The sequence below is a fragment of the Immundisolibacter sp. genome (assembly GCF_028696615.1).
GTDB lineage: Bacteria > Pseudomonadota > Gammaproteobacteria > Immundisolibacterales > Immundisolibacteraceae > Immundisolibacter.
This window is the reverse complement of sequence record NZ_JAQVGQ010000064.1, coordinates 1-12,167: the sequence shown is the minus strand read 5'-3', so window position 1 is coordinate 12,167 and position 12,167 is coordinate 1. Positions and strand designations below refer to the sequence as shown.

Genomic DNA, 12,167 nt, shown 5'->3' with positions numbered 1-12,167 from the left:
ACACCCGCTTGCGCGTCCGCCGGCAGGTCAGGTCAATGTCCAATGGCTGCTGCTTCATGCCCTCGGCTCCCGCAGGTCAGGTTGGGCGTATTTTCGGACGGGGTGTGGGTTTTGAACAGAATCCCTAAGTCATTTTGAATTATTACGTTAATTTTGTTCCTGTGACTTTCGTTGGCTTCCTCTGCGAGGGTGTAAAAATTCCTAACACTTACGGTTGCCGTCTTTACAAGCCCAATGGGATGGGACAGATGGGTTACGCGCAACGTAACGCATCGCTCTTGTAGCGCCATCAAAACCACAGCCGCAACCCGGCCACCAGACCGAGGTTGCCGGTGTCCTCCCCTTCCGCGCGGGCGAAGTCGGCGGTGTCGCCGAGCTTCCTGACCCACTCGACGCCCACGTAGGGCGCGAATTCGCGGCGGATTTCGTAGCGCAGGCGCAGGCCCAGTTGCAGGTCGTTCAGGCCGCTGCCGACACCCCAGCTTTTCACCTGCTGCGCGGCGGCATTGACCTCGACCCGCGGCTGCAGGACCAGGCGCTGCGTGAGCAGCAGGTCGTACTCGAACTGGGCGCGCGCGCTCAGGTCGCCGTCCTCACTCACGAACAGGGCCAGATCGGTCTCGAAGCGGTACGGCGCCAGGCCCTGCACGGCCAGCACGCCGAAGGCGCGGTCGCGGTCCGGCCCGCTGCCGAAGGTGCGGTCGTAGCGCAGGCCGGCCTGCAGGTCCCAGTACGGCGCAATCAGCCGACCGTAGAGCGCCTGCCCTTCGAACTCGCCGTTGCTGTCCGAGACCGGGCTTTCGCCCTCGGTCTTCAGCCACAGGCGGTTGTAGTCGCCGCCGTACCAGCCCTGCGCGTCCCACAGCAGGTGGTTCGGCCCCTCGTCGTCGCGGTATTCGAGGCGGTCGATCAGGGCCAGCCCGAAGGGATGATCGTCTTCGTGCACGTGCGGGAAATCCGCCGGTGCGCCGGCGCCGGGTTCCGCCCCGTGAACCGCCGCGCCGACCAGGCCCAGCAGCGCCGCGCCGATGCCTCCGATAATGGGCTTCATGACACCACCTCCATGACGCGGAACATACCCATGTGCATGTGGTAGAGCAGATGGCAGTGCCAGGCCCAGCGGCCGGGTTCGTCGGCAGTGAGCAGCAGCGTCATGCGCTCGGCCGGGCGCACGTTCACGACGTGCTTGCGCGGGAGGTACTCGCCCTGGCCGTTGTCGAGCTCGACGAACATGCCGTGCAGGTGGATGGGGTGCTCCATCATGGTGTCGTTGACCAGCACGATGCGCAGGCGTTCGCCGTAGCCCACCTCGATCGGCGCCTTCACCTCCGAGAACTTCTTGCCGTCGAATGACCACATGAAGCGCTCCATGTGCCCGGTGAGGTGCAGCTCGAGCGTGCGCCCGGGCGGTCGCGGATCGGCGCCGGGCGCGCGGCTGCGCAGGTCGGCGTAGACCAGCACGCGGTGCTCCTCGCGGTCGAGGCCCAGGCCGGCCTCGGCGGTGCGGTCGCGCTGCACCATCGCCACCGCCTGGTTGCCGACGCCGTGCGTATCCGCGTCGTGCTGGCCGGCCACGGGCCCCGGCGCGGCGCGCTCGCGGCCGGTGCGCGCGCTGCGCACGCGTCCGGGCGCGAGGTCGAGGGGCGCGGCGTGCGCGCCATGCGGCGCGTGGTCGGTGCCGCCCAGCACGCCGCGGGACGGCGCGGCCGGCTCAGGACCGGCGTGACCGGCGTGGGGCGCACCGCCGGCCGGCGGGCCGTGGCCCATGGCGGCGTGATCGGCTGCGCTCGCACCGGCCGGCGCTGGGGCCGGCATGGCGTGACCCATCGCCGCGTGGTCCATGCCGGGCATGGCGGCCGCGGCCGACCCGCCACCGCCGTGGCCTGCGTGGCCGCCGGCGCCATGGTCCATGCCCATGTCCACCATCGTGCGGCGCACCGGTTTGCGCAGCGCCGGCACCGCCGCTGCCATGCCCGGCCGCGGGGCGAGCGTGCCGCGCGCGTAGCCGCTGCGGTCCATGGCCTCGGCGAACACGGTGTAGGCACGGTCCTCGCCGGGGGTGACGAGCACGTCGTAGGTCTCGGCCACGGCGATCTGGAACTCATCCGTCTCCACCGGCTCGACGTCCTGCCCGTCGGCCTGCACCACCGTCATCGGCAACCCGGGGATGCGCACGTTGAAGTACGTCATCGCCGAGGCGTTGATGAAGCGCAGCCGCACGCGCTCGCCCGGGCGGAACAGGCCGGTCCAGTTGCCGTCCGGGTGCAGGCCGTTCAGCAGGTAGGTGTACGTGTAGCCGGTGATGTCGGCGATATCCGCCGGGCTCATGCGCATCGCGCCCCAGGCAAGCCAGTCGCGCCAGCCCGCCGCGCCGCCGGCGATCACCTCGGGCAAGGTCACCTGCTGGAAGTTGTAGTAGTCGCTCTGCTTCTTGAGCTTCTTCATCACGGCCCACGGGTCCTCGAAGGTCCAGTCCGACAGAATCACCACGTAGTCGCGCTCGAAGGGCTCGGCGTAGCCGCCGGCGGGGTGGATCACCAGCGGGCCGTACACGCCGGTCTGTTCCTGAAAGCCGGAGTGGCTGTGGTACCAGTAGGTGCCGGCCTGACGCACCGGAAAGCGCGCCTCGAAGCTCTGCCCCGGCGCGATGCCGGGAAAGGTCACGCCCGGCACGCCGTCCATCTCGAACGGCAGCAGGAGGCCGTGCCAGTGAATGGAGGTGGGCTCGTCGAGCGTGTTGTGCACCCGCAGCCGCGCCTCGTGGCCCTCGTGCAGCTCGATGAGTGGCCCCGGCACGGTGCCGTTCAGGGTGTGGGCGTAGGCCTCGCGCCCCGCGATCGGGATGCGCGTGCGCGCGATGCGGATGTCGTACTCCGACGGACCGGGCTGACGGGCGCCGACCGCCCCGCCGATCGGCCGCGCCCACGCCGGCGCCAGCAAGTCGAGACCCGCGAGCGTGCCGCCAGCGGCCAAGCCAGCGAGCACGCGCCGGCGGGTACGGTCAGTGCGCATGGGCGTCGTCTCCTTGGTGGTGGTCGTGACCGCTGGGCGCCGGTGCGGCGGCGGGCGCCTGGTCGGGCGGATCAGCGCCGTCCGGGCCGTGGCGGTGGGCGTGGCCGTCGCCGGCAGGCAGGCGGCGGGCGCGTGCAAGCAGCGCGTCGTAGCCGGCGCCGTCGAGCCCCCGGGCCCGCCACAGAAAGGTCACGAGCTGCCACAGCTCGGCGTCCATGTGGGTCGGGCCGAAGGCCGGCATGGCGGTCATGCGCACGCCGTTTTGGATCACCCAGAACGCCTCCTCGGGCGTGCGCCGCGCGGTGAGCTCGGTGAGCGCCGGCGGCGATGGGTTCAGGCCCGCGCTCTGCACCGTCGGCTCCCGCCCGGGCGGGGTGTGGCAGATCGTACATATCTCCTCGAAGGCGCGCGCGCCGGCGAGCGCGTGACCCGGATCGGCGGTGGACGGCACCTCGATGCCCGCGGCGCGGCGGGCCACCGAGCGCTCATAGGTGGTGTGCAGCAGCCAGGCCAGGATGGGCGGATCGCGCCAGCCGGCGGCGACGTTCGGCAGCCCGCCCAGGACCATGGCAAGCCCGCCCGCCAGCATCAGCAGCAGGCCCAGGACGACGCCCATCAGAAGCTGCTTGATCACGATTCACCTCCGCCCGGTGCGGCCGGGCACCTCACGCCGTGCGGCATATGCAGTCATGCTCGGACCTGGCACCAGGACACAAGTCAAGCGGCCGGTGCCGAGGCGCCGGGCACGCCCTCAGCGCCCGGCCGCCGGGTACTCGGCGAAGGTCCGCGGCGCACCCGTGCCCCACAGCAGCACCCGGTAGGGTTCCTGCCGATCGCCATGCTCCATGCCGGGCGAGCCCAGCGGCATGCCCGGCACCGCCAGCCCCTTTGCCGCCGGCCGCTGCTCGAGCAGACGGGCGATGTCGGTCGCCGGCACGTGGCCTTCGATGACATAGCCGCCGACTGTGGCCGTGTGGCAGGAGCCCAGCGACTGCGGCACGCCCAGGCGCGTCTTGACCGCCTGCAGGTCCGCCACGTCGTGCACCTGGGTCACGAAACCCGCCCCCCGCAGGTGCGCGACCCAGGCGCCGCAGCAGCCGCAGCTGGCGGTCTTGTAGACCGTCACTGCCGGTGGCGTCGCCTTGGCCCCACCGGGCAGCCAGCCGGCCACCAGCATCAACGCGGCGCCGATGGCCAGCACGCCGAGCGTTCGGCCCAGCGGCCGCGCACCAAGCTTCGAAAATACCCTCATGTCGTGTCCCCCATGACAGTGCGTGATGCGGCGTTCAGGCGTCGCCGACCCCGTTCAGAACATCGACCGGAACGCTGTCGAGCAGCGGGCACAGCCGCTGCGGGTCCGGCTGGCCGTCCGGTGCGGCCTGCCAGCGCGCCCGAAGTGCCTTCAGTCGGGCCTGCTTGCGTGCCAGCGCGCGGCGCTGCGCAGCGATGTCGGCCAGCCGCCGGTCGAGCAGCTCGCGCACGCCCGGACAAGGCGAACGGCCGGCGTCGGCCTCGTGCAGCAAGCGGGCGATGTCGCGCAGCGTAAAGCCCAGCGCCCGGGCGGCGACGATGAAGCGCAGCCGCACCAGCGCCGGCCAACCGAAACAGCGGTAGCCGTTGCCCGCATCGCGGCGGGCCGGCAGCAGTCCGCGCCGGGCGTAGTAGCGCACCTTGGCCGCCGGCACGCCGGCGGTGCGGGCCAGTTCGTTCACGGTCATGGCGATTCCTCCACGGCGAACAACCCAGGTGACGTCGAAGCGCCGCGATCACGGCGCCGCAGCAGCCGGTAGGCGGCCGGGATCACGAACAGGGACAGCAGCGGCGCCGTCAGCATGCCGCCCACCATGGGTGCGGCGATGCGGCGCATGATTTCGCTGCCGGCGCCCTCACCCCAGAAGATCGGCAGCAGGCCGGCGACGATCACCGCCACGGTCATGGCCTTGGGCCGCACGCGCAGCACGGCGCCCTCGCGGATGGCATCGCACAGGTCCGCTTCGCTCGATTGGCCCCGCTGCAGGCGCTCGCGCCAGGCGTTTTTCAGGTACAGCAGCATGATCACGCCAAACTCGGCCGCGACCCCGGCCAGCGCGATGAAGCCGACGCCGGTGGCCACCGACAGGTTGTAGCCGAGCAGGTACAGGAACCACACGCCGCCTGTGAGGGCGAACGGCAGGGTGGCCATGATCAGCAGCGCTTCGCCGCCGCGGCCAAAGCTCAGGTACAGCAGCACGAAGATGACCCCCAGCGTCGCCGGCACCACCAGCCTGAGGCGGGCGTTGGCGCGTTCCAGGAACTCGAACTGCCCCGAATAGACCAGGCTCATGCCCGGGTCGAGCTGCACGTCCCGCCCGATGGCGCGCCGCAGATCGCCGACCACCGCGGCCAGGTCGCGGCCATGGGCATCGATGTAGACCCAGCCACCAGGACGCGCGTTCTCGCTCCTGAGCATGGCCGGGCCATCGGCGACCTCGACGCGGGCGACCATCCCCAGGGTGATCTGGCTGCCGGCCGGAGTGATAAAGGGCAACTCGCGCAGCCGCTCCAGGGTGCCCCGCCAGGCGCGCGGGTAGCGCAGGTTGATCGGGTAGCGCGCGCGGCCGTCGACGACCTCGCCGATGGTCTCGCCGCCGATCAGGCCGGCCACCACCGACTGCACGTCGGCGATGTTCAGACCGTAGCGGGCAGCGGCGGCACGGTCGATGTCGATGTCCACATAGCGCCCGCCGGTGAGGCGCTCGGCCAGCGCGGAGCTCACGCCCGGCACCGTCTTGGCGACGCGCTCGACCTGCTGCGCAACACGGTCGATGGCGGCCAGGTCATTGCCGGCGATCTTGACCCCGATCGGGCTCTTGATGCCGGTGGCCAGCATGTCCAGACGGTTGCGGATGGGCGGGATCCAGATATTGGCCAGGCCCGGCACCCGCACCACGCGGTCCAGCTCGGCCTGCAATGTTTCCGGCGTCATGCCGGGCCGCCACTCGCTGCGCGGCTTGAACTGCACGGTGGTCTCGAACATCTCCAGCGGCGCCGGGTCGGTGGCGGTATCGGCGCGGCCGGCCTTGCCGAAAACGCGCGCCACCTCCGGCACGGTTTTGATCAGGCGGTCGGTCTGCTGCAAAAGCTCACTCGCCTTCTGCGCCGACAGCCCCGGCAGGGCGCTTGGCATGTACAGCAGGTCGCCCTCGTCCAGCGGCGGCAGGAACTCGCCGCCCAGGCGCGCCAGCGGCCACAGCGCGGTCAGGAACACCAGCCCCGCCACCGCCAGGGTGAGTTTTGGCCAGGCCAGGACCGCTTCGAGCAGCGGCCGATAGAGCCTGATCAGCACGCGGTTCAGGGGATTGCGGGTCTCGTCCGGCAGCCGGCCGCGAATCCAGTAGCCCATCAGCACCGGCACCAGCGTCACCGACAGTCCGGCCGCGGCCGCCATGGCGAACGTTTTAGTGAAGGCCAGCGGCCCGAACAGCCGGCCCTCCTGCGCCTGCAGCAGGAACACCGGCAGGAAGGACACGGTGATGATCAGCAGCGAGAAAAACAGCGCCGGACCGACCTCGGTGGCGGCCTCGGTCATCACCTGCCAACGGGCCTCGCCGGCCAGCGTCTGTCCCGGATGCACGTGCTGCCAGGCCTCGATCTTCTTGTGCGCGTTCTCGATCATCACGATGGCGGCATCGACCATGGCACCGATGGCGATGGCAATGCCGCCCAGCGACATGATGTTGGCGCTCAGGCCCTGCTGGCGCATGACGCCAAACGCGATCAGCACGCCCAGCGGCAGCGCCACGATGGCCACGCCGGCCGAGCGCAGGTGCCACAGGAACACCGCGCACACCAGCGCCACGACGATGAACTCCTCGATCAGCTTGCGCGCGAGGTTGTCCACCGCGCGGTCGATCAACTGGCTGCGGTCGTAGGCGGTGACGATCTGCACCCCCGGCGGCAGGCCGGCGCGCAGTTCGGCGATCTTTGCGTGCACGGCGCTCAGCGTGCTGCGCACATCCTTGCCCGAGCGCAGGATCACCACGCCGCCGACGGCCTCGCCCTCGCCGTCGAGTTCCGCCACGCCGCGGCGCATTTCCGGGCCGAGCTGAACCTGCGCCACGTCGCCCAGGGTGACCGGCACGCCGCCGACGAGCTGCAGCGGGATGGCGCGAAAGTCCTCCAGCGTCTTCAGGTAGCCGCTGGCGCGCACCATGAATTCAGCCTCGCCCAGCGTCAGCACGGCGCCGCCGGTCTCCTGGTTGGCGCCCTCGATGGCGGCGCGCAGCGCCTGGTGAGTGATGCCCAGCGCCGCCAGCTTCACCGGATCGGGCACGATCTGGTACTGCCTGACCATACCGCCTATGCTCGCCACCTCGGCCACGTTGGGCAGGGTTTTGAGCTCGAAGCGCAAAAACCAGTCCTGCAGGGCGCGCAGTTGCGACAGGTCGTGCCGGCCACTTTTGTCGACCAGCGCGTACTGGTAAATCCAGCCGACGCCGGTGGCATCCGGCCCCAGCGCCGGTCGGGCACCCGGCGGCAGGCGCGACTGCACCTGGCTCAGGTACTCCAGCACCCGCGAGCGCGCCCAGTAAAGATCAGTGCCGTCCTCGAACAGCACGTAGACGTAGCTGTCGCCAAAGAACGAGAAACCGCGCACCGTCTTCGCCCCCGGCACCGACAGCAGGGTGGTGGTCAGCGGATAGGTGACCTGATCCTCCACCACCCGCGGCGCCTGGCCGGGATACGCGGTGCGCACGATGACCTGCACGTCGGACAGGTCCGGCAGGGCGTCGATGGGCGTGCTGCGCAGGGCCCAGATGCCCCAGGCGGTGACCAGCAGCGTCGCCAGCAAAACCAGAAAGCGGTTGGCCACGGACCAGCGGATGACGCGGGCGATCACGGCGCGGCCCCCGCCCCATCCCCCTGAACATGCCCGCTGTGTGGCGCAGCCACTGGCCGGTCCGCAGCCGGGCCAACGCCGATGCCGAGCAGGCTGGCTTCCGAATCGACCAGGAACTGGCCGCTGGCAACGACTTGCTGGCCCTCGTCCAGGCCGGCGCGGATCACCGTTTTGTCGCCCAGCTCCGGGCCAAGGGTGACTTCCTGCGGCCGGTAACGTCCGCCGTCGCTCGCTACCATCACCAGCGCCCGCCGACCAGTGCGGATCACCGCCTCGGTCGGCACCGCGAGCGCCGTGTCCGCGCCGTCGCCGACCAGCTGCACCTGCGCCGACTGGCCGGGCCGCAGCCTGCCATCCGCGTTGGGCAGCTCGACCCGCACCCGCAGGCTGCGCGTGGCGTCGTTCAGGGTCGGCAGCAGCGCGGTCACCCGCCCGACAACCGTCTCCCCAGGCGCTGCGGCCAGGTGGGCTTCAGCACGCGCACCAACCGTCACCTGACGCGCCTGCGCCTCCGGCACTGCCACTTCCAGCCACACCGGATCGAGCCCGTTGATGCGCGCCAGCGTCTGGCCGGCGGCCAGGGTCATGCCGGCGCGCACGTCGAGGGACTCCAGCACGCCACCGATGGGCGCGCGCACCGTATGGCGCGCCTGTACAGCATCACCTCGCTCCAGTGCGCGAACCTCGGCCAGCGTCATGCCAAGCGACAGCAGCCGCTCGCGCGCCGCCGCCAGCAGGGCGGCATCATCCGCGCCGCGCACGGCGATGAATTCGTGCTGCGCCGCCGCCCATTCGGGCACCCGCAGCTGCGCCAGCGGCTGCCCGGCAGTCATCACATCGCCCGGCGCCAGTGGCCACACGCGCTCGACGAAGCCGGCAGCGCGGCTTTGCAGCACCGCCACTGCGCGCTCGTTCAGGCCGACGATGCCGCTCGCGTCGACGTGTGCCACAAGGGAAACGCGCTCCACCGTGGCCAGCCGCATCCCCAGGTTCTGGGTGAGGACCGGATCGATTTTCACGCCGCCCTGCCCGGCGGCCGGGTCCACCCCCTCGTCGGCGTAGCGCGGCACCAGCTCCATGTCCATGAACGGCGACTTGCCGGGCCGCTCGAAACGCTGCTGCGGGTACATGGGGTCGTACCAGTACAGCACCTCGCGCCGGGCGCCCGCGGCATCGCCCGGCGGGGCGTCAGGGGTAGCCGGTTCGGCGCTGCGCAGCGTCCACCAGCGGCCGGCCAGCGCGCCGGCGCCGCTACCGACAGCCGCCGCCACGAGCAACAACAAGACACTTCGGAACGCTTTCATGGCAGCTCCCCGGAGCCGGCATCGGCATAGGCGTAATGCAGCCGGGCCGCCATCTGCTGGCGCTCGCCGTGCAGGGCAATCGCCTCGAGTTCAGCCTCGATCCGCTCGCGACGGGCGCCGATCAGCTCGGTCAGGCTGGCCTGGCCGCCGCGCCAGGCGGCTTCGATCAGCGCGACCTTTTCCGCCGCCAGCGGCAGCAGTTGCCGGTTCTGGCGCGCCAGCGCCCGGCCCAGCCGACGGTACTCGGCAAGATCCGTGTCCAGCTCGGCGGCGTGTTCGCGCAGCGTGGCCTCCCGCTGTGCATCGAGCGCGTCGCGCTGCGCGCGGCGGGCGGCGATGGTCGGGTCCTGACGGCGGGCGGTGAACAGCGGCAGGTCGAAGCTCAGCTCCAGCATCGCCATGTCGCTGAACTGCGGGCCGCGCTGCTGATAGGCCAGCGCCAGCGCCCAGTCGGACTTCTTGGCCGCCTGCGCCTGGGCGATGGCGGCCTGGGCCACGCTCGCCCTGGCGTCGAAAACCGCCAGGTCCGGATGCGCGTGCAGGCGCCGCAGCAGCGCATCCCGGTCGATCGGCCAGTCGGGCACGGCGCCGGTGAGCGGCTCGCGCGCCGCCGCGCCGACCCAGCGCGCGAGGCGGGCGATAGCCTGCTCGCGCCGGGCTTCGAGTCGATCCTGCAAGGCGTCGATCGCGGCCGCTTCCTGGCGCGGCGCCACGGCGTCCGCCGCCGCGGCGCCGCCACCGGCAATCCGTGCCCGCACGCCAGCATCCAGCAGCCGGTTCTCGGCGCGCAGCGCGTCGATATGCGCCAGTTGCCGCTCCACCGTGTGGCGGGCGATCCAGGCCAGGGCCGCCTGCTGGCGCACCTGCTGGCGGGTGATCGCGATCTGCGCTGCAGCAACCGCGGCCTCGCCCTGCGCCACTGCCACGCGCGCCTGGCGCTTGGCCCGGTTGGGAAACTCCTGCCTCAACCCGACCCGGCGCATGGTCATGAAGTCCTCGCCGACCCGGTACCGGTCAGGACCGTTTATCGGCAGGTTGTCCAGGCCCAGGACGAGCTTCGGATCGGGCAACTGCCCGGCCGGCAACACGGCGTGGCGGGCGGCGGCGAGCTGCGCCGCGTCGGCACGCAGCGCCGGTGTTTCGCCAACTGCCAGCTCCAGTGCGCGGGCGAACGACAAGGGCTCGGCGCCCGCCAGGCCGGCGCATCCGGCCAGCAGCGCAAGCGCCGCCGCGCGGCCGAACCGGCCGGCAGGGGAAATAGGCGAGTGCATGCTCCAACTCCAAGCGAATCCGGTCGATTCGGGCGAGCGGTGGGCACGGTTCAAGCGCGCCCACCGACCGCACGAGAGCCGCTGCCCGGGCAGCGGCGACACGCGAGATCGTCAGGAAGTCAGATCAGAGTCGGGGGTCGCCAGACGGCGCAGGAATGGCAGGCAGCCACCAGTAAGCGCACGGGCAGCGCCCGCAGCGCAGCCCGCGGGCCAGGCACGGCGCCAGCGGAAGTCACCGCAATGCCAGGGCCACCGCACGGGCAATCCTGCCCGGCCTTGCACGCGCCGCCGGCCTGGTCGCCATGCTCACAGCAGGCATCCATGCCGGCCAGATCGCTGGCGGCATCGGTGACCGGCGCCGTCGCCTGCGACTGCGGGGGCGACATCGGGCACGGCGCCGGAACGTCAAGCACCCCCGCGCCGACCCGCAAGGGCAGCGCGGCACACAGCACACACAGCAGGAAGCGTTGCAGACGGCGCATGACGCGCCCTGTATGCCGCAACTGCCGGCGCGTGTCCAGCGCCACGGCGGATCCTCGCCGGCCACGGTTATGCTCGCCACCCCGCCTTGCCCAGGAGCCGGTCATGACACTCGCCACCGACACGGTTGCCACGCTCGCTGCCCGCTTACGGCAGGCCGCAGGCCAGACCTAGGCCACAGCGCCACTGAGCGACGCTTACCCCGACCTGACCGAGGCCGACGCCTACGCCATCCAGGCCGAGCTGCTGCGCCTGCACGGCGGCGTGCGCGCGGGCTACAAGCTCGGCTTCACCAGCGCCGCCATGCGCCAGCAGATGGGCGTGGAGCATCCCAACAGCGGCGTGCTGCTGGCGGACATGCGCCTGCCCGAGCCGCGCCTGCCGGCCGGCGCGCTGATCCAGCCTCGCGTGGAGCCGGAGATCGCCATCCTGCTCGGGCGCGATCTGCACGGCGAGGCGGTGACGTCCGAGCAGGTGGCGGCCGCCACCGCCGCCGTGCTGCCGGCCATCGAGGTGGTCGACAGCCGCTACCGCGACTACCGGTTCAAAGCGGTCGACAACATCGCCGACAACAGCTCGGCGGCGCGTTACCTGCTGGGCGCGCCGCGGGCGCTGTCCGATTGCGGCGACCTGCGCCTGGTCGGCGTGCTCCTGAGTATCGACGGCGTTGCCGTGGATCAGGGCCTGGGCGCCGCTGCGCTGGGTTCGCCGCTGGCCGCGGTAGCCTGGCTGGTCCGGCATTTATCGATTCGGGGGGCTTGCCGGGAGTACCCCATGCCGCATTCATCGTGGCGCCCGCGCAGCAGCGGCCCTATACCCAAAGGCTTCCGATAAAGGCCAAAGGGCCAGGAAGGGACAAGGGAAGGGAGGCCAAGGGGAAAGGCCCTACCCGAAAAGGCGACAAGGCCCCGCTCCCGCCGCTACCGCAGGTACTTCATGCTCGCGCTGTTCCAACGCAAAGGGCTGCCGCCTGGTCCTGGTCCATCGTCCGCCGGCATGCCGACGGGACTGACGCGGCCGGAATCGGCCGCATCGCTGCTGGCCACGCCGCGTCGGCAGAAACTGCTGGAACACATCTGGCAGCGCACGTCGCTGTCGCGCCGGCAGTTCGCCACGCTCTACCTCGCCCCACTGGAGCGCTACGCCGAGCTGGTCCAGCAGTTCCCGGCCTCCGAGAACCACCACCACGCCTATCCGGGCGGCATGCTGGACCACGGCCTG

The 12,167-nt window shown here is 71.2% G+C and carries 11 protein-coding genes; 2 read left to right on the top strand and 9 right to left on the bottom strand.

Features of this window, described 5'->3' with window-relative positions; genetic code table 11:
* Positions 1-289: 289 nt before the first annotated feature.
* The 9 genes from PHC73_RS06155 to PHC73_RS06115 all read right to left on the bottom strand — a co-directional run bounded on the left by PHC73_RS06155 (position 290) and on the right by PHC73_RS06115 (position 10,993).
* On the bottom strand, positions 290-1,051 hold the full coding sequence (locus PHC73_RS06155; protein ID WP_290615543.1) for a copper resistance protein B: 762 nt from the start codon (positions 1,049-1,051) through the stop codon (positions 290-292).
* Positions 1,048-3,012 carry a copper resistance system multicopper oxidase gene (locus tag PHC73_RS06150; RefSeq protein WP_290615544.1) on the bottom strand — a complete coding sequence of 655 codons (1,965 nt, stop codon included), beginning with the start codon at positions 3,010-3,012 and terminating at the stop codon, positions 1,048-1,050. The genes PHC73_RS06155 and PHC73_RS06150 overlap by 4 nt, the downstream gene beginning before the upstream one ends.
* The gene (locus tag PHC73_RS06145) at positions 3,002-3,646 is read right to left on the bottom strand and encodes a cytochrome c (RefSeq protein ID WP_300125738.1); all 645 of its coding nucleotides are present in this window, start codon (positions 3,644-3,646) and stop codon (positions 3,002-3,004) included. Before PHC73_RS06145 ends, PHC73_RS06150 begins: the two co-directional genes overlap by 11 nt.
* 117 nt (positions 3,647-3,763) lie before the next feature.
* The gene (locus PHC73_RS06140; RefSeq protein ID WP_145931136.1) at positions 3,764-4,189 is read right to left on the bottom strand and encodes a DUF411 domain-containing protein; all 426 of its coding nucleotides are present in this window, start codon (positions 4,187-4,189) and stop codon (positions 3,764-3,766) included.
* A gap of 109 nt (positions 4,190-4,298) precedes the next feature.
* Complete coding sequence (locus PHC73_RS06135) at positions 4,299-4,730, bottom strand: MerR family transcriptional regulator (protein WP_068803549.1); 432 nt, start codon at positions 4,728-4,730, stop codon at positions 4,299-4,301.
* Positions 4,727-7,891, bottom strand: a complete 3,165-nt coding sequence (locus PHC73_RS06130; protein WP_290615546.1) for an efflux RND transporter permease subunit — start codon at positions 7,889-7,891, stop codon at positions 4,727-4,729. The genes PHC73_RS06135 and PHC73_RS06130 overlap by 4 nt, the downstream gene beginning before the upstream one ends.
* Entirely contained in the window at positions 7,888-9,195 is a 1,308-nt protein-coding gene (locus PHC73_RS06125) for an efflux RND transporter periplasmic adaptor subunit (RefSeq protein WP_290615547.1), read from the bottom strand. The genes PHC73_RS06130 and PHC73_RS06125 overlap by 4 nt, the downstream gene beginning before the upstream one ends.
* Positions 9,192-10,466 (bottom strand): TolC family protein, encoded by a 1,275-nt coding sequence (locus tag PHC73_RS06120; RefSeq protein ID WP_290615548.1) that lies wholly within the window; start codon positions 10,464-10,466, stop codon positions 9,192-9,194. The genes PHC73_RS06125 and PHC73_RS06120 overlap by 4 nt, the downstream gene beginning before the upstream one ends.
* A 119-nt stretch (positions 10,467-10,585) precedes the next feature.
* On the bottom strand, positions 10,586-10,993 hold the full coding sequence (locus PHC73_RS06115) for a hypothetical protein (RefSeq protein ID WP_290615549.1): 408 nt from the start codon (positions 10,991-10,993) through the stop codon (positions 10,586-10,588).
* 217 nt (positions 10,994-11,210) lie between these two features.
* On the opposite strand from PHC73_RS06115, the gene PHC73_RS06110 reads away from it, so the two are divergent.
* Together PHC73_RS06110 and PHC73_RS06105 are read left to right on the top strand one after the other, a co-directional pair.
* Positions 11,211-11,780: a hypothetical protein gene (locus tag PHC73_RS06110; RefSeq protein WP_290615550.1), complete on the top strand. Its 570-nt coding sequence runs from the start codon at positions 11,211-11,213 to the stop codon at positions 11,778-11,780.
* Between the two features lie 102 nt (positions 11,781-11,882).
* A partial coding sequence (locus PHC73_RS06105) for a TraI domain-containing protein (protein WP_300125728.1) occupies positions 11,883-12,167 on the top strand: 285 nt, incomplete at its 3' end.

Excerpts from the sequence above, each read along its gene's own strand:
- PHC73_RS06140 (WP_145931136.1), bottom strand. The coding sequence starts at position 4,189 with ATGCTGGTGGCCGGCTGGCTGCCCGGTGGGGCCAAGGCGACGCCACCG.
- PHC73_RS06135 (WP_068803549.1), bottom strand. The coding sequence starts at position 4,730 with ATGACCGTGAACGAACTGGCCCGCACCGCCGGCGTGCCGGCGGCCAAG.
- PHC73_RS06120 (WP_290615548.1), bottom strand. The coding sequence starts at position 10,466 with ATGCACTCGCCTATTTCCCCTGCCGGCCGGTTCGGCCGCGCGGCGGCG.
- PHC73_RS06150 (WP_290615544.1), bottom strand. The coding sequence starts at position 3,012 with ATGCGCACTGACCGTACCCGCCGGCGCGTGCTCGCTGGCTTGGCCGCT.
- PHC73_RS06155 (WP_290615543.1), bottom strand. The coding sequence starts at position 1,051 with ATGAAGCCCATTATCGGAGGCATCGGCGCGGCGCTGCTGGGCCTGGTC.
- PHC73_RS06125 (WP_290615547.1), bottom strand. The coding sequence starts at position 9,195 with ATGAAAGCGTTCCGAAGTGTCTTGTTGTTGCTCGTGGCGGCGGCTGTC.